Source organism: Arthrobacter sp. NPDC057013 (assembly GCF_042674585.1).
Lineage (GTDB): Bacteria > Actinomycetota > Actinomycetes > Actinomycetales > Micrococcaceae > Arthrobacter.
Map to the genome: position 1 here is coordinate 235,080 of NZ_JBHUSE010000002.1, position 20,134 is coordinate 255,213.

18 protein-coding genes are annotated in these 20,134 nt (G+C 68.2%); 8 read left to right on the plus strand and 10 right to left on the minus strand.

All coding sequences use genetic code 11. From position 1 onward, the window contains the following. Window positions 1-108 precede the first annotated feature (108 nt). Window positions 109-1,545, minus strand: coding sequence for a PhoH family protein (locus ACFTSA_RS05020; protein WP_377950083.1), 1,437 nt, complete (start codon window positions 1,543-1,545; stop codon window positions 109-111). Between the two features lie 270 nt (window positions 1,546-1,815). Next, window positions 1,816-2,577: an isoprenyl transferase gene (locus tag ACFTSA_RS05025; protein WP_306926727.1), complete on the minus strand. Its 762-nt coding sequence runs from the start codon at window positions 2,575-2,577 to the stop codon at window positions 1,816-1,818. Window positions 2,578-2,839: 262 nt separating this feature from the next. Between ACFTSA_RS05025 and ACFTSA_RS05030 the strand changes: the two genes are divergently transcribed. Continuing rightward, window positions 2,840-3,481, plus strand: a complete 642-nt coding sequence (locus ACFTSA_RS05030) for a hemolysin III family protein (protein WP_377950226.1) — start codon at window positions 2,840-2,842, stop codon at window positions 3,479-3,481. Here ACFTSA_RS05030 and ACFTSA_RS05035 read toward each other — a convergent pair. The 3 genes from ACFTSA_RS05035 to mca all read right to left on the minus strand — a co-directional run bounded on the left by ACFTSA_RS05035 (window position 3,462) and on the right by mca (window position 6,976). Further along, complete coding sequence (locus ACFTSA_RS05035; protein ID WP_377950227.1) at window positions 3,462-5,675, minus strand: thioredoxin domain-containing protein; 2,214 nt, start codon at window positions 5,673-5,675, stop codon at window positions 3,462-3,464. The genes ACFTSA_RS05030 and ACFTSA_RS05035 overlap by 20 nt on opposite strands. Continuing rightward, complete coding sequence (locus tag ACFTSA_RS05040; protein WP_377950084.1) at window positions 5,638-5,916, minus strand: hypothetical protein; 279 nt, start codon at window positions 5,914-5,916, stop codon at window positions 5,638-5,640. Before ACFTSA_RS05040 ends, ACFTSA_RS05035 begins: the two co-directional genes overlap by 38 nt. 154 nt (window positions 5,917-6,070) lie before the next feature. Beyond that, window positions 6,071-6,976 (minus strand): mycothiol conjugate amidase Mca, encoded by a 906-nt coding sequence (gene mca, locus ACFTSA_RS05045; protein ID WP_377950086.1) that lies wholly within the window; start codon window positions 6,974-6,976, stop codon window positions 6,071-6,073. Between the two features lie 81 nt (window positions 6,977-7,057). Between mca and ACFTSA_RS05050 the strand changes: the two genes are divergently transcribed. Both ACFTSA_RS05050 and greA read left to right on the plus strand, forming a co-directional pair. Continuing rightward, window positions 7,058-7,531, plus strand: coding sequence for a DUF4307 domain-containing protein (locus ACFTSA_RS05050; RefSeq protein ID WP_377950088.1), 474 nt, complete (start codon window positions 7,058-7,060; stop codon window positions 7,529-7,531). Window positions 7,532-7,736: 205 nt separating this feature from the next. Beyond that, window positions 7,737-8,231: a transcription elongation factor GreA gene (greA, locus tag ACFTSA_RS05055; protein ID WP_377950090.1), complete on the plus strand. Its 495-nt coding sequence runs from the start codon at window positions 7,737-7,739 to the stop codon at window positions 8,229-8,231. 89 nt (window positions 8,232-8,320) lie between these two features. Here greA and ACFTSA_RS05060 read toward each other — a convergent pair whose 3' ends face one another. The 4 genes from ACFTSA_RS05060 to ACFTSA_RS05075 are packed head-to-tail and all read right to left on the minus strand — an operon-like array spanning window position 8,321 to window position 12,609. Beyond that, a complete protein-coding gene (locus ACFTSA_RS05060; protein ID WP_377950092.1) occupies window positions 8,321-8,950 on the minus strand; it encodes a rhomboid family intramembrane serine protease in 630 nt (209 codons plus the stop codon). A gap of 8 nt (window positions 8,951-8,958) precedes the next feature. After that, window positions 8,959-10,197 (minus strand): threonine ammonia-lyase, encoded by a 1,239-nt coding sequence (ilvA, locus tag ACFTSA_RS05065; protein WP_377950094.1) that lies wholly within the window; start codon window positions 10,195-10,197, stop codon window positions 8,959-8,961. Between the two features lie 3 nt (window positions 10,198-10,200). Next, window positions 10,201-11,604 (minus strand): AI-2E family transporter, encoded by a 1,404-nt coding sequence (locus tag ACFTSA_RS05070; protein ID WP_377950096.1) that lies wholly within the window; start codon window positions 11,602-11,604, stop codon window positions 10,201-10,203. A 51-nt stretch (window positions 11,605-11,655) separates the two neighbouring features. Continuing rightward, on the minus strand, window positions 11,656-12,609 hold the full coding sequence (locus tag ACFTSA_RS05075) for an aldose 1-epimerase family protein (RefSeq protein WP_377950098.1): 954 nt from the start codon (window positions 12,607-12,609) through the stop codon (window positions 11,656-11,658). A gap of 231 nt (window positions 12,610-12,840) precedes the next feature. Between ACFTSA_RS05075 and ACFTSA_RS05080 the strand changes: the two genes are divergently transcribed. Genes ACFTSA_RS05080 through ACFTSA_RS05095 form a run of 4 tightly spaced genes read left to right on the plus strand, consistent with a single transcriptional unit; the run spans window position 12,841 to window position 17,365 of the window. Further along, entirely contained in the window at window positions 12,841-13,761 is a 921-nt protein-coding gene (locus tag ACFTSA_RS05080; RefSeq protein WP_377950100.1) for a DeoR/GlpR family DNA-binding transcription regulator, read from the plus strand. Beyond that, complete coding sequence (gene galT / locus ACFTSA_RS05085) at window positions 13,758-14,936, plus strand: galactose-1-phosphate uridylyltransferase (RefSeq protein ID WP_377950102.1); 1,179 nt, start codon at window positions 13,758-13,760, stop codon at window positions 14,934-14,936. Before ACFTSA_RS05080 ends, galT begins: the two co-directional genes overlap by 4 nt. Beyond that, window positions 14,933-16,090 carry a galactokinase gene (gene galK, locus ACFTSA_RS05090; RefSeq protein ID WP_377950104.1) on the plus strand — a complete coding sequence of 386 codons (1,158 nt, stop codon included), beginning with the start codon at window positions 14,933-14,935 and terminating at the stop codon, window positions 16,088-16,090. Before galT ends, galK begins: the two co-directional genes overlap by 4 nt. 36 nt (window positions 16,091-16,126) lie before the next feature. Next, complete coding sequence (locus ACFTSA_RS05095) at window positions 16,127-17,365, plus strand: acetyl-CoA C-acetyltransferase (RefSeq protein ID WP_377950106.1); 1,239 nt, start codon at window positions 16,127-16,129, stop codon at window positions 17,363-17,365. Window positions 17,366-17,538: 173 nt separating this feature from the next. On the opposite strand, the gene ACFTSA_RS05100 is transcribed toward ACFTSA_RS05095, so the two are convergent. Continuing rightward, window positions 17,539-18,489: a Bax inhibitor-1/YccA family protein gene (locus tag ACFTSA_RS05100; RefSeq protein ID WP_377950108.1), complete on the minus strand. Its 951-nt coding sequence runs from the start codon at window positions 18,487-18,489 to the stop codon at window positions 17,539-17,541. Window positions 18,490-18,838: 349 nt separating this feature from the next. On the opposite strand from ACFTSA_RS05100, the gene ACFTSA_RS05105 reads away from it, so the two are divergent. Beyond that, window positions 18,839-20,134, plus strand: coding sequence for a branched-chain amino acid ABC transporter permease (locus ACFTSA_RS05105; protein WP_377950228.1), 1,296 nt, complete (start codon window positions 18,839-18,841; stop codon window positions 20,132-20,134).

Genomic DNA, 20,134 nt, shown 5'->3' on the forward strand with positions numbered 1-20,134 from the left:
GCGTTTAAACAATTTTGGGGGGTTGGGGTCTTTCATCCCGCCCATTTTTGGCCTTGGGGGTGGGTGGGGCCGGCACGGCCCCCCGCGCCCGCGCCACCCGACCCAGTCCTACGCCCCTTCGAGGAGGTCCGTGACGAGCGCCGCAATGGGCGAGCGTTCGGACCGGGTGAGGGTGATGTGGCCGAAGAGCGGGTGGCCCTTCAGGGTTTCGACCACGGCTGCGATGCCGTCGTGCCGTCCGACCCGGAGGTTGTCGCGCTGGGCAACGTCGTGGGTGAGGACGATCTTCGAGTTCTGCCCGATCCGGCTCATGACCGTGAGCAGGACGTTCTTTTCGAGCGACTGGGCCTCGTCCACGATCACGAAGGCGTCGTGCAGGGAGCGTCCGCGGATGTGGGTCAGCGGCATGACCTCCAGCATGCCGCGGTCCATGACTTCCTCCACGACTTCCTGGCTCACCAGGGCACCGAGGGTGTCGAAGACCGCCTGCGCCCAGGGGTTCATCTTTTCCTGCTCCGAGCCCGGCAGGTAGCCGAGCTCCTGGCCGCCGACGGCGAACAGCGGGCGGAACACGATCACTTTGCGGTGCTCGCGGCGTTCCAATACCGCTTCCAGGCCGGCGCACAGGGCAAGGGCCGATTTGCCGGTGCCCGCGCGGCCGCCCATGGAGACGATGCCCACCGACGGGTCCATCAGCAGGTCGATGGCGAGCCGCTGCTCCGCGGAGCGCCCATGGAGACCGAAAACGTCGCGGTCGCCCTTGACCAGCCGGACCTGCTTGTCGGCACCGACGCGGCCGAGGGCCGAACCGCGGCTGCTGAGCACCACCAGGCCGGTGTTGACCGGCATCTCGGCAGCCGCCGGGATGTAGACCGGTTCGTGGCCGTACAGCGTGGAGATCTCCTCGTCGCTGGCATCGATCTCGGCGACGCCGGTCCACCCGGAATCCTTGACGAGCTCGTTGCGGTATTCGTCGGCCAGCAGGCCCATGGCCGAGGCCTTGACCCGCATCGGGAGGTCCTTGGACACCACGGTGACGTTGCGCCCCTCATTGGAGAGGTTCTTTGCGACGGCCAGGATGCGGCTGTCATTGTCCCCGGCGCGGAATCCGGCCGGCAGGACTTCGGCCGAGATGTGGTTCAGCTCGATCATGAGCGTACCGCCCGTGTCACCCAGCGGAACGGGCCGGTTCAGCCCGCCGTGCTGGATGCGGAGGTCATCAAGGAGCCGGAGCGCCTTCCGTGCGAAGTAGCCTAGTTCGGGGTCGTGCCGCTTCCCTTCAAGTTCGGTGATCACCACGATCGGCACAATGACCTCGTGCTCCGCGAAGCGCAGCAGCGCGCGGGGGTCGGACAGCAGCACGGAGGTATCGATGACGAAAGTGGAGACTGACGGCTGGATTTCAGTCATTGGGCCGGAAACAGCAAGACCGGCTGCGGCGTCTTTCGTGTCCGCACCGGTCTTTGAAATGGCTCGCTTGGCGCGAGAGGTAGCCTTCTCACCCTTGTCCGTGATGACTTCGGGCAGTCGTTCAGAAATAGCCACATCGACTCCAGCCCCGGGGCACATGCCCGGAATTGTTATTGGTGAGGCGGCTCGGCCACGAGGCCGGATCCGGCCTCCCATACAACCGGTGCGAAGAATCGCTCCATGTACTGGCCTCCCCGATCAGCCGGCGGTTTGCCTGCTGATGGGTTTAACGTAAATCGCCCCGAACTAATTTCCAACGTCTTCTTCCGGCGATTCCTGTTGCCGTCATGTGAATTCGGAGTGAACGGCGGCGGCCCAAAAGGCTGCCAACAGGCGCCGAAATGGCTAGGAACCGAAGCGCCGCTGCCTGCCGGCGTAATCACGCAGGGCGCGAAGGAAATCCACCTTCCGGAAGGCCGGCCAGAGGGCCTCGCAGAAGTAGAACTCGCTGTAGGCGCTCTGCCACATCAGAAAGCCCGAGAGCCGCTGCTCGCCGGAGGTCCGGATCACCAGGTCCGGATCGGGCTGGCCGCGGGTGTAAAGGAAGCGGGAGATGTCCTCCACGCTCAGGGAGTCGGCCAGCTCGCTGATGTCCGCCTTGTGCGCCACGGCGTCGTGCAGCAGCTCGCGCACCGCGTCCACAATCTCGCGCCGGCCGCCGTAGCCGACGGCCACGTTCACGTGGAGTTTCTCGCGGACCGGCGTCCGGGCCGTAAGCTTGGTCAGCCGCTCCGCCAGGTAGTCGGGCAGCAGCTCCGGGGCGCCCATGGCGTGGACCGAAATGTCGGCGTCCTCGTCGAGCCGGTCCAGCGTGTTGGCGATGATGCCCATGAGCAGGTCGAGCTCCTCGCCGGAGCGGCTCATGTTGTCCGTGGAAAGCATGTAGAGCGTGACCACGCGGACGCCCAGCTCCTGGCACCAGCCGAGGAACTCATGGATCTTGTCCGCGCCGGCCTGATGGCCCTGGCTGGTAGGGGCATTGAACTGCCGTGCCCAGCGCCGGTTGCCGTCCACCATGACGCCGATGTGCCGGGGGATCCGTTCCGGCTCCAGGGAGCGCAGGAGCTTGCGCTCATAGAAGCCGTAGAGGAACCCGGGCCATTCCATCCGGAGACTCACCTGACTTCCTCTGTACGACTTTTGTGCAAGTTCTAGGCTACCGCCCGGAGGCCGCGGCCGGGTGCACGGGGCCGCCGGCGGCCCCGCTCGCGGAGCTACCAGCATCAACCGCGGCGCCCCTACCGGCGAGTAACTTACTGACCCGTAGGTTATTCTGGATGACATGAAAAGCAACGCCCCGGACGGAGCTTCCGGCGGACCGGAGCCGTCGAAGGCTGAACCCGGCGCGGTGGACGACGCCGCGACGCGCATCGCGGAACTGCTGACCATCAAGCCCAAATGGCGGGGTTGGATCCACACGGTCACCGCGCCGTTCGCCCTGGCTGCCGGGATCGTTCTCGTTGCGGTGGCTCCCACCGCGGACCGCAAGATCACGTCCGCCATCTACGCGCTCACCGGCGTGCTGCTGTTCGGCGTCAGCGCGGTGTACCACCGCGGGAACTGGTCCCCCGGCGTCAAGCGCGTCCTCAAGCGGCTGGACCACACCAACATCATGCTGGTGATCGCCGGCAGTTACACTCCCCTTGCGTGGAGCCTGCTGGAGAGGCCGACGGCGGAGTTCCTCCTCTGGCTGATCTGGTCCGCCGCGATCCTGGGTGTCCTCTTCCGGCTGCTCTGGACCGACGCGCCACGCTGGCTGTACGTGCCCATCTATATCGGCCTCGGCTGCGGCTCCCTCTTCTACCTGCCCGCCTTCTTCGCGGCGAGCGTCCCGGCGGCCCTGCTCATCTGCATCGGTGGCGCCCTGTACATCGCCGGGGCCGTGTTCTACGCCCTCAAGAAACCCAACTTCAGCTACGAGCATTTCGGCTTCCACGAACTGTTCCACGCCTTCACCGTGCTGGCCTTTGCCGCGCACTTCGCGGCCATCCTCATCGCTGTGCTGAGCTGACGCGTTCCAGCACCTCCGCCACGGTCGCCACGGGCCGGTCGCAGACCATACCGCGGCACACGTACACGAGCGGCGCACCGCCCCGTCCTGCCGGCCTCTGCCGCAGCAGCGGCACCTCGGCCGGCTCCCCGCCGTCGTCCGCCTCTGCCGCACCCACCGCAATTGCCAGCCCCGGACTTGGGGACTGCAGCAGCGCGCGGTGCAGGGCGTCCCGCTCGGGACCGGGGGATCCGACGACGGCGGCCTCCAGCGGCCCCGCCAGCGCGGCCTGCGCTGTGGCCAGCAGCCATCCCGCCACGCGCGGTGCCCGCGTTGCGAGCGGCGGCACCAGGGCCAGGATGTTACCGGCCATGATCCGGTGGTCCGTGGAGCCTGACAGGGTGGCGTAGCCCAGCAGGACGCCGGCAAAAGCGGCCGCGCCGCTGGGCGTGGCGTTGTCGAAGGGGTCCAGGCCCGGCCTTCCGCCCTGGGCGCTGACCACCTGCTCCGACTCGCCGGCGGAGTCGGCGAGCCGTCCGCCGTCCACGAACCGCGTGCACGCCGCCTGGATCAGCGCCTCGGCAAGGGTGTACCAGCGGGGATCGCCGGTGGCCGAGTACAGCGCCAGGAAGCCGTCCGCACAGAACGCATAATCCTCCAGCAGGCCGCCGATTCCGCGCGCCGCGCCGCCATGCGAAACCCGGACCAGTTCGCCCGTCGCCGGTTCACCCGGTGCCGCCGCCCCCAGCACTGGCCGCCAGTGGACCCGTTCCAAATAGCCGGCGATCCGGCCAGCTGCCGCCACCAGATCAGGCCGGTCCAGGACTGCCCCGGCCTCAGCGAGCGCCGCAATGGCCAGCCCGTTCCAGCCCGCCACCACCTTCTCGTCCCGCTCGGGCTGCGGCCTGCGTGCCCTGGCTTCCTGAAGGCGGGGCCTCACCTCCTGCCAGAGCCGCGCCTCGTCGCCATCCAGCGCCCGGCCCGGGTGCAGCGGCGACCCCAACTCCGAGACGGTTCCGCGGGCGCCGACGTTCATCATCGAGGCGACGGCGGCGGCGTCCTCCGCCCCGAGCACCTGCGTCAGATCGTCGGGGGTCCAGAGGTAGCTGGCCCCTTCGTGGTGCTCCCCGTCCACCACGGAGTCGGCATCCAACGATGATGCCAGTCCACCATCCGGGAGCCCCAGCGCGGCGAGCATCCAGTCAGCGGTCCGGGCCGCGATGTCCGCCGCCTCGGCTGCCGGGAACCCCGGCGTCCCGCCCAGCCGGATCCAGTGCACGTAGACGCGCAGCAGCTGGGCGTTGTCGTAGAGCATCTTCTCGAAGTGCGGAACCGACCAGTCGCGCGTCACCGAATACCGGGCGAAGCCGCCGTCGAGCTGGTCAAAAAGAGCCGAGCGGGCCATCGCCGCGAGCGTTCGTCGGGCCATGTCCCTGGCCGCGTCGGCGGTGTCCGACGGCACGGCCGCGTGCCGAACCAGGAACTCCAGGACGGCCGACGGCGGGAACTTGGGGGCGGTGCCGAACCCGCCGTCGTCGGGGTCTTCCGACCCGGCCAGGGAGCGGACGGCGGCGGGCAACAGCCCGGCGTCGAGCACGTCTGGCGGACGCGACACGTCCACGGCAGCGGCGAGCTGGACCTGGCCCATGTTCTGCGCCAGGGAACGGGCATTCTCCTCCACAGCATCGCGCCGTTCAGTCCACGCCTCGTGCACGGCCTCGAGGACCTGGCGGAAGGAAGGACGGCCCGGCAGGGGCCGGGGCGGGAAGTAGGTCCCGGCGTGGAAGGCCAGGCCCTCGGGGGTCAGGAAGACGGACATGGGCCAGCCGCCCTCGCCGCTGATGGCCTGCGTGGCGGCCATGTAGACGGAATCGACGTCGGGACGTTCCTCGCGGTCCACCTTGACCGCCACGAAATGGCTGTTCAGGTAGTCAGCGGTGGCCTGGTCCTCGAAGGATTCGCGGGCCATGACGTGGCACCAGTGGCAGGCGGCGTAGCCGATGGACAGGAACACGGGGACGTCCCTGGACGCGGCCCCCGCAAAGGCTGCGTCCCCGAACGGCTGCCAGTGCACCGGATTGCCGGCGTGCTGGCGCAGGTAGGCAGAGTGTTCCGCGGCGAGGGTGTTGCGCTCCCCCGGCTTCGGCTGCCCGGCTGGGGGCTCCCCCGTCCCGGGATCAGGTGTCGGTGCGGCCTGCATTGCCGTTGGCGGCATCGTCACGGGCAATATCGGCCGCCTCGGCCGCAGCCTGGCGTTCCTCCTCCACCTGGGCGCGGTACCGCACCCGGCGGATGCGGCGCACCATGTCCACGATGAGCAGCGCGGTCAGCACCACGATGAAGGCGGTCAGCAGGAAGCCCAGCAGGCCCGGGGTGACCTGGTCCTGGGACAGGCCGGGGCGCAGCGACGGGGAGGGTGCCGGGGACGTCGCCAGGGCGATGAGCAAATGGTGCACTGTTCAAACCTTCTCAAGGCTGGGGCCGCCGTCCGCCGCGTGGGCTGACGTCCGGTCCGTTGGTCCGCGCGGCCGCCGCCGTTTCGGCCGCCGGCCTACTGCGCGGGTTTTCTGCAGGGCATTTTCTACACGGGATAGAAAATGTCTCTTGTCTCTATCTTAGCCCCGCGAACAGGTCCTTTTCCGGCAGCTCGGAGGACACCCTGGACCGGATCAGCGTGTAGTCCTCCCAGGGCCAGACGCGCGCCTGCATCTCCGCCGATACGGCGAAGAAGAAGCCGAGCGGGTCCACCTGCGTCCTGTGGGCGCGGAGGGCGTTGTCGCGGGTTTCGAAGAAGGCACCGCAGTCCACCTGGGTGGTGGTTTCGTGCGTGGGCGGCGGCGGGGTGTGCCCTTCGGCGTCGGCCTCCAGCCAGGCCGCGAGGCGCTGGGCGTAAGGCGACTGGAGCCCTGCCTCCTCCAGCGCAAAATGCAGTGCGCGGAAGCGTTCCGGGCTGAAGGCACGGTCGTAGTAGAGCTTGCTCGGCTCCCAGGCCTCCCCGGTGCCCGGATACCGCGCAGGGTCGCCGGCGGCGTCGAAGGCTTCCGCCGCTACCCGGTGGGCCATGATGTGGTCAGGGTGCGGGTAGCCACCGTTTTCGTCATAGCTGACCATGACGTGCGGCTTGAAGTCCCGGACCAGCCGGACCAGGGGGGCCGCTGCCCGTTCCAGCGGCTGCAGGGCGAAGCACCCGGCCGGCAGCGGCGGGAGCGGATCGCCCTCGGGCAGGCCAGAGTCCACGAAGCCCAGCCAGCGCTGCCGGATGCCCAGCAGCCGGGCGGCCTCGTTCATCTCGAGCCGGCGGGCGCCGGCCATGTCGCGCTTCGGATGGGGTGCGGACTCCATGGCCGGGTTCTGGATGTCGCCGCGGGAGCCGTCCGTGCAGGTCGCGACCATAACGTCCACACCGGCCGCGGCATACATGGCCATGGTGGCTGCGCCCTTGCTGGATTCGTCATCCGGGTGGGCGTGGACTGCCAGCAGGCGAAGCGGGGACGACTGGCTGGGGGACGCTGTCATCTGGGACTGCTCCTCTTTCTCCTGGGAATGGCTGCAGTGCTGGCGCCGGATAATTCCCCGGGCAATCGCCACTAAACTGGAATGGTGACTACCGAGGACAAGTCGGGCACTTCCCAGCCTGCAGACATTAGCCTAGCCAATCGCTATGGCCGTCCAAAGCGCAGGCTGTCCGGAAAGGCCCGGCGCTGGGCGGTCATCGTGGCCCTCGCAATCGGAATGGGCTTCCTGGCCTGGGTTTCCACATCGAATTCCATGGCGTCGGTGTCGTACAAGGACATCGGCTACCGGACCACGGATGCCACCCAGGCCGAGGTGGACTTCCAAGTGACGAGGGAACCCGGCACGGTGGTCCAGTGCGCCATCAAGGCGCTGGATTCCAAGTTCGCCGTGGTCGGCTGGAAAGTCGTCAACATTCCGCCGGTGGAGCAGGAGGACCAGGGCCAGAGCGCCGACGGCGGGCGCACCCTCGCCCAGCGGGTGGTCCTGCGCACCGAATCCCAGGCCGTCTCGGGCGTCGTGGACAACTGCTGGATCCCGAAGCCCGCGGCCTCCTAGGACCCGCCCAACGCCCGCAGCAAAACGGGCGGCAGAAAGAACGCGTGTGACCCACGCCGCTTGGTTATTGGGTTTACTCCACAGGATTGACTACAATGGATCAATACCTTTACCCCGCTGAGATGGTTACTGAGTTCCACAGGTGGCCACCGTGGCGGGGTCTTTGTTTGTATGACCGCTTGTACACCCACTAGAGGAGAAGTCCGTGTCTACCACTAACAGCGCGCCTGCAGCTTGGCTTACCCAGGAAGCTTTTGACCGCCTGAAGGCAGAGCTGGACCACCTTTCCGGCCCCGGCCGTGCGGAAATCGTCCAGAAGATCGACGCTGCCCGTCAGGAGGGAGACCTCAAGGAGAACGGCGGTTACCACGCTGCGAAGGAAGAGCAGGGCAAGATCGAGGCCCGCATCCGGCAGCTGACCGTCCTGCTCCGCGACGCCCACGTCGGCGAGGCACCGGCCGACGACGGAATCGTTGAGCCCGGCATGATCGTCGTGGCCCGCATCGCCGGTGACGAGGAGACCTTCCTGCTCGGCTCCCGCGAAATCGCCGGCGACTCCGACCTGGACGTCTTCAGCGAGAAGTCCCCGCTCGGTGCCGCGATCATGGGCCACAAGGAGGGCGACAAGCTCAGCTACACCGCCCCCAACGGCAAGGACATCTCAGTGGAGATCATCTCCGCCAAGCCCTACTCGGGCTAACACCGCTTCCGTCCGCGGTCCCAGCAAACGCACGACGCCGGCCTCCCCACTTCCGGGGACGGCCGGCGTCGTGCTTTAACCAGCTGAGGTTATCCTTCACGGCCAAGCGCCGCTGAGCGGCGGGAGGCCCGTGCCCGCAGCACGACGGCGGCCAGAACGCCGCCTGCCGCGCCGCCGAGGTGGGCCTGCCAGGACACGTATCCCGCCACGTTCGGAATGATGCCAAACAGGATGCTGCCGTAGGCCAGGAACAGCACCACCGAGAGCAGGATCTGCCACCAGCTGCGGTTGAAGAACCCGCGCACCAGGAGGAACGCGAACAGGCCGAAGACCAGGCCGGACGAGCCCACGGTGACCCCGCCGGCGCCAAACAGCCAGACGGCCAGCCCGGAGCCCAGCCAGCTGCAGGCCACGGCCGTGAGGAACACTCGGATGCCGGACAGGAACACCAGGAACCCGAAGATGATCAGGGGCAGCGCATTGGACAGCACGTGGTTGAGGTTGGCGTGCAGCAGCGGGAAGGTGAATACGTCCAGGATGCCGTCGGCGCTTCTGGGCCTGAGCCCGAAGACGCCGTTCAGCGAGTGCAGCAGCACCGTGTTGACCAGCTCAATGGCGAACAGCAGCAGCACGAAGGATCCCACCACCAGCAGTCCGGCCTTGGCGCGGGCGGCGGCCGTTTCCCTGGTGGCGGGCGCCTCCCCCGGGCTGTCCAGCATCTCGGCTCCTAGTGCACCACGATCGGCTGAAAGCCCTCCGCGCGCAGGGCGCCGAGGACCTGTTCGCCGTGCTCGTGGCCCTTGGTTTCAAGGTTCACCGTGATCGAGACGTCGCCCATGCTGATGGAGCCGCCGACGCGGGTGTGGTCGAGGCCGGTCACGTTGGCGTCATTCTCGGCGATGATGCGCGCGATGGTGGCCAGCGAGCCAGGGCGGTCGTCGAGCATCATCCGCACGGTCATGTACCGGCCGGCGGCAGAGAGGCCGCGCTGGATCACCTTGAGCATCAGCATGGGGTCGATGTTGCCGCCGGAGAGGACGACGGCGGTGGTCCCCGGGTTCTCGATCTTGCCGTCCATGAGGGCAGCAACGCCCACCGCCCCGGCGGGCTCCACCACCATCTTGGCCCGTTCCAGCAGGAAGATCAGTGCCCGAGCCAGGGAGTCCTCGCTGACGGTGACCACATCGTCCACCAGTTCGCGGATGATGCTGAAGGGCAGTTGCCCCGGCCGGCCCACGGCGATGCCGTCGGCCATGGTGGACACCTTCTTGAGCGGCACCAGGGCGTCAGCTGCCAGCGACGGCGGGTAGGCGGCTGCGTTTTCGGCCTGCACGCCGATGATGCGGATTTCGCGGCCAAGTTCCTTGGCGCGGGCCTTGACGGCCACAGCGACGCCGGCCAGGAGGCCGCCGCCGCCGACTCCCATCAGGATGGTGTCAACGTTGGGCACCTGTTCCAGGATCTCCAGGCCCAGGGTGCCCTGGCCGGCCACGACGTCCACGTTGTCGAAGGGGTGGACGAAGACGGCGCCCGTGTCGTCGGCGTAACGCTGGGCCTCGGCGAGGGCCTCATCCACGTTGTGCCCGTGCAGGACCACCTCGGCGCCGTGGCTGCGGGTGGCGGCGAGTTTGGGCAGCGCGACGCCGAGCGGCATGTAGATCCGGGCGTTGATGCCCAGGCTCTTGGCGGCGACGGCCACGCCTTGCGCATGGTTGCCGGCGGAGGCGGCCACCACGCCGCGTTTCTTGTCCGATTCGGAGAGTCGGGCCATCCGAACGTAGGCGCCGCGCACTTTGAAGGAGCCGGCGCGCTGCAGGTTCTCGCACTTGAAGAAGACCTCGCCGCCCACCATGCCGCCCAGGGCCCGGGATGATTCGACCGGGGTCCGCGCAATAATCCCGTCCAGCAGCTTCTGCGCCTCAAGGACATCGTCCAGCGTGACGGGAAGGCTTTCGGGGGTGTTCACGAACTATTCTCCTTTGGGTGATTCGACGTCGGCACCGGGGGCGGCGTTGCCGCCCGGGGCGCCGTGTGCAGTGCCGGCAGGGTTGCCGTGGCTGGAATGCGAGCCCGGCAGCCGGACTTCCCTGAAGGTGTTGTCCTCATCGGCAGAGGCCAGGTCTGCGGTACCCGCGGCAGCCGGCACAAGTTCATGTTCCCACGTTCTGGCAGCAATATACCGAATCGCCGAGTTTGCTACGGCCAGGATGGGCACCGAGAACAGCGCGCCGGGGATGCCGGCGAGGTAGGAACCGGCGGCAACGGACAGGATCACGGCCACCGGGTGCAGGGCGACGGCCTTGCCCATGACCAGCGGCTGCAGGATGTGGCTTTCCAACTGCTGTACCAGTAGGACGATGCCCAGCATGATCAACGCGTTGACCGGACCGTTGGCCACCAGGGCGAGCAGCACCGCGATGACGCCCGTCACGAGGGCACCCACCACGGGGATGAAGGAACCGATGAACACCAGCACGCCCAGCGGCAGTGCCAGCGGGACGCCGATGATCGCGGCGCCGGCGCCGATGCCGACGGCATCCACGAAGGCCACGAACAGCTGGATCCGCGCATAGCTGACCATGGACGTCCAGCCGCGCCGGCCGGCGCCGTCGGCGGGAATCCGCGCCTGCCGCGGCAGGAGCCGGACCAGGAAGGACCAGATGCGGTTGCCTTCCAGGAGGAAGAAGATCAGGATGAACAGTGCCAGGACCAGCCCGGCCGCGAAGTGGCCGGCGGTGCTCCCGAAGGACAGGGCGCCGCTAAGGATGCTGCTGCTGTTGTTCTGCAGCGCGGCCGTGGCCTCCTGGATGTACTGGTCGATCTGGGCCGCGGTCAGGTGCAGCGGGCCCTCGGCCAGCCAGTCCTGGACCTGCTGGACGCCGGTCAGAGCCTCGCTCCACAGCTCCTGGAAACCGAGCGCCAGCTGCCGGCCCACAAGGGCCAGGGATCCGGCGATGAGTCCGATGAAGCCCAGGACCGTGATGGCGACGGCGGCCCCGTTGGGGATGCGCGACCTACGCAGCCAGCGCACCACCGGGCTCAGCAGGCCGGCCAGCAGCGCCGCCACCATGACGGGAATGATGAGGAAACTGACTTTGGCCAGCAGCCAGACCAGGGCGCCGGTGATCAGCAGGATCAGCCCCAGCCGCCACGCCCAGGCCGCCGCAATGCGCACGCCGTACGGAATGTCCTGTTCCAGGTCGCGGTCGGTCCGGGGGCGCCGCGGCTCCAGCCGGCCGAAGGGCCGGGGAGGGCTTGTGGTGCTCGCCCTGCCTGTGGCGCTGGCACTCGCCGTGGCTGCGCGGGCGCTGCCCGTCGCACTGGCACTGGTGTTGGCGGCGTCCTCTGGTGTGGCGTCCTTTTCTGGCGTCATAGCCCAATACTTCCCTAGCCGCCGGGCTATGGGAAACAGGGCTCGCCCGTCCTAGCCCAGGTCGGCGCGGATGCCCCACGTGATGGTGAATGAGTCCCCGGGCGCCAGCCAGCGGAGGCTGTCCCCGGAGTTGAAGGCATTCGCCGGCCCCGTCATGGGTTCCAGCGCCACAGCCGCGGGCCGGCCCGGGTAGATGCGGCTGACAAACACGTGGACGAACGGGCAGGTCTCGTCCTGCCACAGGCTGACACTGCGGCCATCCGGGGCGGTCAGCGTGTGGCGGGCGATCCCGCCGTCGAACGCCAGATCCGTCAGGGCGGCGTCGAGATCCAGCTCCCCCACCGTCCTTCCCTGCCGCAGGTCGCTGTCCGCGGACACGGGTTCGGCGCTGCGCGGGATGAGTCGTTCGTCGGCCACCAGCCGCGTCGCGGCGTCCACCGTCAGCGTGAGCTCCTCGGAGGGGACGTCGCCGATCCGGAGGTATGGGTGCGCGCCCAGCACGAATGGCGCCTCGGCCCCGGAGTCGTTGACCAGCGTTTGCCGCACCTCCAGGCCGAGGTCCTCGGCCAGGGAGTACTCCACGCGGTGCCGCACCAGGAACGGGTAGCCGTGCTGGGGGAACACCGGCGCCTCGAGGGTCACGGCGAACTCGGACTCGGCGACCAGGGAGTACGACGCATTGCGCAGGAGCCCGTGGCTTGCGTTGTTCTTGGAAACCTCGGTGATGTCCAGCTGCTGCTTCTTCCCGTTCAGGTGCCAGACGCCATCCTCCACCCTGTTCGCCCAGGGCGCCAGGGTGATGCCCGTGGCGCCGGGCGGAATGTCGGAGTCCCCGTAGGACTCCGTCAGCTGGACATCCCCGCGGCTGTACCACCGCAGCCCCGCGGCCAACTCGGTGACCACGGCGAGCGCGTCGCCCCGCCGGAGCTCGTACTGCCTGCCCGTGGCGTAGCGCCGCTGGGTGGGAGGGGAATCGCTGGTTTCGGAGGCCGCACCGGAAGTCATGGACCTACCGTACAACGCACGCGGCACCTGCACGCGTGGCCTGCACGCGCGACCTGCCAGAGGCAGCGCTTGTTGCGTTTTGTTAGAAACTATTTGTTTTTGATCGTTTTGTGCCACAATGGGAACAGGTACAAATCGTGACCAGCCCCACACGGGCACCTGAGCCGGCAGGCAGCCGGTCCCCTCGAGGCCGAGACCTTGGCGGCAGAGCCAACAGGAAAGGAGGAGCACGTGCTCGCAACACAGCGGCAGCACCTCATCCTCCAGGAGCTCGACGCCGAAGGCACCGTCCGGGTGGCCGAACTCGCGGACCTGCTCCGCGTGTCCGAAATGACAGTCCGGCGCGACATCGATGCGCTCGATGCCGAAGGCCTGCTGCTGCGGGTCCACGGCGGCGCCACCCGCCCCGCCGCCTTCGGCGCCGTCGAACCGGGGTTCGGCGCGAAGTCCGCCCGCGAAGCCGATGCCAAGCGGGCCATCGCCGAAGAAGCGCTGACGCTGCTCCGCCCCGGCATGACCCTGCTGGTTTCGGGCGGCACCACCACCCACGAGCTCGCGCGGGTGCTCCCCCGGGATCTTGGGCTCACGGTGGCCACCAACTCCCTCATGGTGGCCAGCGTGCTGGCGCCGGATGGTGAGGGCGGCACCGGCACGGACGGCGGCATCCGCACCGTGGTCCTCGGCGGTCAGCGCACGCCGTCCGAGGCTCTGGTGGGTCCGGTGACGGTGCACGCCCTGGACAGACTGCACGCCGACCTGTGCTTCATGGGCGTGCACGGCTTCGACCCGAAGGCCGGCATCACCTCGCCGAACCTCCTCGAGTCCGAGGTCAACGCCGCCATGATCGCGGCGTCGGACAGGCTCGCTGTGCTCGCCGACGCCACCAAGTACCGAACCGTCGCGCTTGCCGGGATTGCCCCGCTGTCCGCCGTCGGCGTCCTCATCACCGACGACAGGATCGGTACAGGCCCGGCCGGCCCCCTCGCCGAGGAGCTGCTCCGGCAGTGCGTCGGCGAGCTGCGGCTGGCACGCATGAAGCAAGACCCCGCAACACCGCATATCTCAACACCAGCCCGGTTAACTCCCCACCCTCCCAGCCTCCCGGACGGCCAGCCGCCGTCGGCCACAGCATTCAAAGGACACGACGCATGACCCGTATCACCAGCACCCAGCTCGCCGACGGCCGCGAATTGCTCTACTTCGACGACGCCGGCTCAACCCGTGCGCGGTCCGTCGAAGAGGCCCAGGACCGCAGGGACCTTCCGCCCCGCGGCGAGCCCGGCGAAGTCCGGTACGACGCGCTGACCGGCGAGTGGGTGGCCGTGGCCGCGCACCGCCAGACCCGCACCCACCTGCCGCCCGCGGACCAGTGCCCCATCTGCCCCACCACCGACGCCAACCCGTCCGAGATTCCCGCGCCGGACTACGACGTCGTGGTGTTCGAAAACCGCTTCCCCTCCCTCGGCCCGGCCCTGGGCCCGGTCCCCGCCAACCCCGGCTGGGGCACCACGGGACCGGCTTTCGGACGGTGCGAGGTTGTCACCTTCACCCCGGAGCACACGGGATCCTTCAGCGGCCTGAGCGAGACCCGCGCCCGCACCGTGGTGGAGGCGTGGGCACACCGGACGGCGGCCCTCAGCGCGCTGCCCGGCATCAAGCAGGTTTTTCCGTTCGAGAACCGCGGCGCGGACATCGGCGTCACCCTGCACCACCCGCACGGCCAGATCTACGCCTACCCTTACGTCACGCCGCGCGCCGCCGTCATGGGAGCCGCCGCGCGCAGGTTTTATGACGACGCCGGGGGGCAGCAGACGCTGACGGGCTCACTCCTCCGTTCCGAACGGGAGGACGGCAGCCGGATGGTGCTGGAAAGCGACAGCTTCAGCGCGTACGTTCCGTTCGCTGCCCGGTGGCCGCTGGAGATCCACCTCGTTCCGCACCGCCAGGTCCCCGACCTGGCCGGGCTCACCGGGGAGGAGAAGGACGAGCTGGCCCACGTCTACCTCGACCTGCTCAAGCGCCTCGACGCCCTCTACCCCACTCCCACGCCCTACATTTCGGCCTGGCACCAGGCCCCGGTGGATGACCTGCTGCGCCCCGCCAGCTACCTGCACCTGCAGCTGACCTCCCCGCGCCGCGCTGCGGACAAGCTCAAGTTCCTGGCCGGTTCCGAGGCGGCCATGGGCGCCTTCATCAACGACACCACGCCGGAACAGGTGGCGGAGCGGATCCGCTCGGTCACCGTCCCGGCATCCCCCGCCGAGGCGCTCGCTCCGGCTGCGCCCGGCCTGATCGAACACGGCCTCACAGAAGGAGCCCGCGCATGACCGCCCCCGCCACCGCCGACCTTGTGGCCCGGTTCACCGCTGCGTTCGGCCGCCGGCCTGACGGCGTATGGCAGGCTCCCGGCCGGGTCAACCTGATCGGCGAACACACGGACTACAACGAGGGGTTCGTGTTGCCGTTCGCGATCGACAGGACCGCCCGCGTGGCTGTGGGGGTCCGGCCGGACTCCACCATCCGGATGCTTTCGACCTACGGGGACCAGGGAGTCACAACGGCGGACACCGCGGCGCTGGAGGGCGGGAAGGCCAAAGGCTGGACCAAGTACCCGCTGGGTGTCGTCTGGTCGCTGCAGCAGCGCGGCATCGACGTCCCGGGCCTGGACCTGCTGCTGGACTCGGACGTGCCGCTCGGCGCCGGCCTGTCTTCCTCGCACGCCATTGAATGCGCCGTGATCTCCGCACTCAACGACCTCACGGGGGCAGGCCTGGGCCCGGAGGACATGGTGCTGGCCACCCAGCGCGCGGAGAATGATTTCGTCGGCGCCCCCACGGGCATCATGGACCAGTCCGCCTCGCTGCGCGGTTCGAAGGGCCATGCCGTGTTCCTGGACTGCCGCGACCAGAGCGTGGAGCTGGTCCCCTTCGAGGCCGAGGCAGCAGGCCTGGTCCTGCTGGTCATCGACACCAAGGTGTCCCATTCCCACGCCGACGGCGGCTACGCCTCCCGCCGGGCCTCCTGCGAGCTCGGCGCCGAGGTCCTGGGCGTCAAAGCGCTTCGGGACGTGACGCCGGGCGATCTGGACGAGGCGAGCGGGCTGCTGGACGAGGTCACGTTCCGCCGCGTCAGGCACATCGTGACCGAGAACGACCGGGTGCTGCAGACCGTCGAAGTCCTGGGGCAGCAGGGCCCCTCGGCCATCGGCGCCCTGCTCGACGCCAGCCATGCGTCCATGCGCGACGACTTTGAGATCTCCTGCGCCGAACTGGACCTCGCCGTCGACACCTCCCGGGCCAGCGGCGCCATCGGCGCCCGGATGACCGGCGGAGGTTTTGGCGGGGCCGCCATCGCCCTGACTCCGGTGAGCGAAGAGCAGCAGGTGCGTACCGCCGTCGTACGTGCCTTCGCGGAGGCGGGGTACACGGCACCGGACATCTTCACCGTCACCCCGGCGGCCGGGGCAATGCGGCTGGCGTAGCTGTTAACACACCAGCTACGGGCGTAGGCTGGTCGCATGTCTGAAGCAGTCATTGTTTCAACCGCCCGGAGCCCGATCGGCCGCGCCTTCAAGGGGTCACTGAAGGACGAGCGGCCGGACGATCTGGCGGCGGCAATGGTCCGGGCGGCGCTGGCCAAACTGCCGGCGTTCGACCCCACCGGAGACGCTGGACCGGGCCTGGACGACCTGTACCTCGGCTGCGCCGAACCGTGCGGCGAGGCGGGCTCCAACATGGCCCGCGTGGTCACCATCCTCACCGGACTGGACACCGTGCCCGCCGCCACCGTCAACAGGTTCTGCGCCTCCAGCCTGCAGACCCTGCGGATGGCGTTCCACGCCATCCGCGCCGGTGAAGGGCAGGCCTTCGTGGCGGCCGGCGTCGAAGCGGTGTCGCGCTACCAGGACTGGGTCGGCGCGGGCGAGACTGGGGCCCGGAACCACAACCCGCTGTTCGAGCCGGCCCGCCAGCGCACGGCTTCGCGTGCCGAGTCGAACACACCGTGGACGGATCCGCGGCTGGGTGACCGGATGCCGGACATCTACATCGCCATGGGCCAGACGGCCGAGAATGTGGCGACGTCCTATGGGATCAGCCGCGCGGACCAGGACGAGTGGGCCGTGCTGAGCCAGAACCGGGCCGAAGCCGCAATCGCCTCCGGTTTCTACGCGCGTGAAATCACGCCCTACGAGCGCCGCGACGGCACGGTGGTGGACCGGGACGATTCGCCGCGGCCGGGCGTGACCCTGGACGCCGTCAGCGCCCTGCAGCCGGTTTTCCGCCGGGAGGGCACCGTTACGGCAGGCAATGCGTGCCCGCTCAACGACGGCGCGGCCGCCCTGGTGGTCATGAGCTACGACCTCGCCCGGGACCTGGGGCTGGAACCGCTGGCCAAGATCGTCTCCACCGCGGCCACCGCCCTGTCCCCCGAACTGATGGGGATGGGCCCTGTGGAAGCCTCCCGGCAGGCCCTGGCCCGTGCCCGCCTGGACATGAACGACATCGACCTCGTGGAGCTCAACGAGGCCTTTGCCGTCCAGGTGGTAGCCAGCGCCCGCGAACTGAAGATCGACCCCGCGAAACTCAACATGCACGGAGGAGCCATCGCGCTGGGCCATCCGTTCGGCATGACCGGCGCCCGGATGACCACCACGCTGCTCAACGGCCTGCGCGAGACGGACGGAACGCTGGGCCTGGCCACCCTGTGCGTCGGCGGCGGGCAGGGCATGGCCGTGGTGCTGGAGCGCCTAACCTAGCCTCGTCCATTGGAGTTTTTGTCCACTTGTCGCGACTTTAGGGCCCCCGAAGTCACGATATGTGGACAAAAACTCCAGTCTTTAAAGCGCGGGTGGGCCCCGCCGGTTGGCGGGGCCCACCCTTGCTCACTTTTTAAATTACGACGGCGGTGCGTTGCCTTGGGGCGGTGCGTCTAGTCGTCGCCGCGGAGGATGGCCAGCAGACGGATGATTTCCACGTACAGCCACACGAGGGTGACGGTGAGACCGAAGGCGGCGGTCCAGGAGAAGCGCTCCGGCGCCCCGGCGCGGACGCCTGCCTCGATGCTGGTGAAGTCCATGATCAGCGAGAAGGCGGCGAGGCCGATCGCGAGCAGGCCGATGAAGACGCCCAGCGGGATGCCGGCAATGTGCACGCTGCTGCGCAGGCCGAAGGGGGAATCCACGGCGCCGGTCCACATCATGACCATGTTGATCAGGGCGAAGACCGCGTAGCCGATGGTGGCGATCATGAAGAAGCGCATCGCCTTGGGGGTGGCGCGGACCTTGCCGCTCTTGAAGAGCACCAGAGTGACGGCGAAGACCGACAGCGTGCCGATGACCGCCTGCAGGCCGACGCCCGGGTACAGCCCGTCAAGGATGCGGGTCAGGCCGCCGAGGAAGAATCCCTCGAGGGCCGCGTAGGCAAGGATAAGGGCCGGCGAGGGCTGCTTCTTGAACGTGTTGACGAGGGCCAGCACAAAGCCGCCCAACGCGCCGACGATCATGAGCATGCTGGCGAGCGACAGGCTCACAGTCAGCGTGACGGCAGCGCCAACCACCACCGCCGCGAGGCAGATGCCGGTCTTGACGATGACGTCGTCGAAGGTCATCCGCCCGGTCTCGGACGGTCCGGCCGCAGGCCGGTTGTACATCTGCTGCAACTGGTCGTTGGTCATGTTCTGCTGCTGTGACATCCAGCCAGACTGGCCGTCCATGACCTGACCGGGGGTGCGGCCCTGGCCGTAACCGGGCTGCCCATAACCCGTCTGGCCGAACTGGTTCTGACCGTAGTTATTGTGGCCGTACGCCTGCGGGACAGGCGGTGCCTGGGTGGCTCCACGGAAATTCTTTCCGTTGAAGATCGGGTTTCCGCCAAGTGCCATTGCGGGTGTCCTCCATGTGTGGGGTTGAGTGATGAATCTACGGGTCACGCTATCAATTTCCACGGACCAGCGGCGCGGAAAGTTCCTGCTGGTGACGGGGCATTTGAGTTGTTACCGGATCGCTATCTGATGGTCAGCTTCGCCCACACGCTTTGTACTGCTCGCGCTGTACGATAAGCGGGTCAGGGTGACGAATATCACAGCAAGTCAATACCCGCTTCACCAGCCCCGATATTCGCCATCCTTCCGTTCGCAGCGGCTGCAATGACGCGGCCGCAACCACCCCCACGTGGAGGTTTTAATTTTGAGACGCACACCGAGAGGCCTGCCCATCCGGCGGCCGGCCGGGCTGCTGAAGGTATGGGGGGCCGTTGCCTCCGCCGTTGTGGCGCTTTTGCTTGTCGCAGCGCCGGCATCGCAGGCCGCTACTCCAGCTCCGACACCACCCCCGTCGAACCAGCAGTTCCAGGACACCATCAGCGGCTTCCTCCGCGACGATTCACGGCGCCCGCTCGAAGGCGTCAAGATCACCGCCAAGAGCGGAACCTTCACCGGCGAGGCCAAGTCAGGCGCCAACGGGGCATGGAGCATTGGTGTTCCCCAGCAAGGCACCTACGAGATCAAGCTGGACGAGTCCACGCTGCCGCAAGGAATCAAGCTCGCCGAAGGCCAGTCGAACCCCCGGACAGTCACCTTCAGCCAGACATCAAACCTCTCGGTCATCTTCGCCTTCGGCAAGGGCATCGTGGTCCAGCAGCAGGACTTCGGCCAGAACCTGCTGAACAGGCTCGTGGCCGGGCTGAGCTTCGGCCTGCTGCTGGCGCTGGCCTCAGTGGGGCTGTCCCTGATCTTCGGCACCACCGGGCTCACCAACTTCGCGCACGGCGAGATGGTGACCCTCGGGGCCGTGCTGGTCTTCGGTTTCAGTGCCATGAACCTGCCCTTCTGGCTGGCCATCATCCTGGCCCTGCTTGGCGGCGGACTGTTCGGCTACGCGCAGGACGCCGGGCTTTGGCGGCCGCTGCGCCGCCGCGGCACCGGCCTGGTCCCCATGATGATCGTCAGCATCGGCCTTGCCCTGGCCATCCGCTACATCATCCAGTTCTACTTCGGCGGCGCCACGCAGCAGCTGCCGTTTGCGCAGAGCAACGAAATCCAGATCGGTCCGGTCTCCATCTCCCCCAACAACCTGTGGTCCCTGGTCATCAGCGCGGTCGTGATCGCCCTCATCGGCGTCGTGCTGCTGAAGACCAGGCTCGGCAAGGCCACCCGCGCGGTGGCGGACAACCCCGCGCTGGCCGCCGCCTCCGGAATCGACGTCGACGGCGTCATCCGCCTGGTCTGGATCGTGGGCGGGGTGCTGGCTTCGCTGGGAGGCATCCTCTGGGCCTACTACCGCCCCGGCGTCACCTTCGACATGGGCTCGCAGATCCTGCTGCTCATCTTCGCCGGCGTCACCCTCGGCGGCCTGGGCACAGTATTCGGCGCCCTGGTCGGATCAATCATTGTCGGCATCTTCGTCGAACTGACCACCGTGTTCGGCCTCGCGGCCGACCTCAAATACGTGGGAGCACTCTTCATCATGATCGTTGTCCTCTTGTTCCGGCCCCAGGGCATCCTGGGCCGTCGCGAGCGCGTGGGTTAG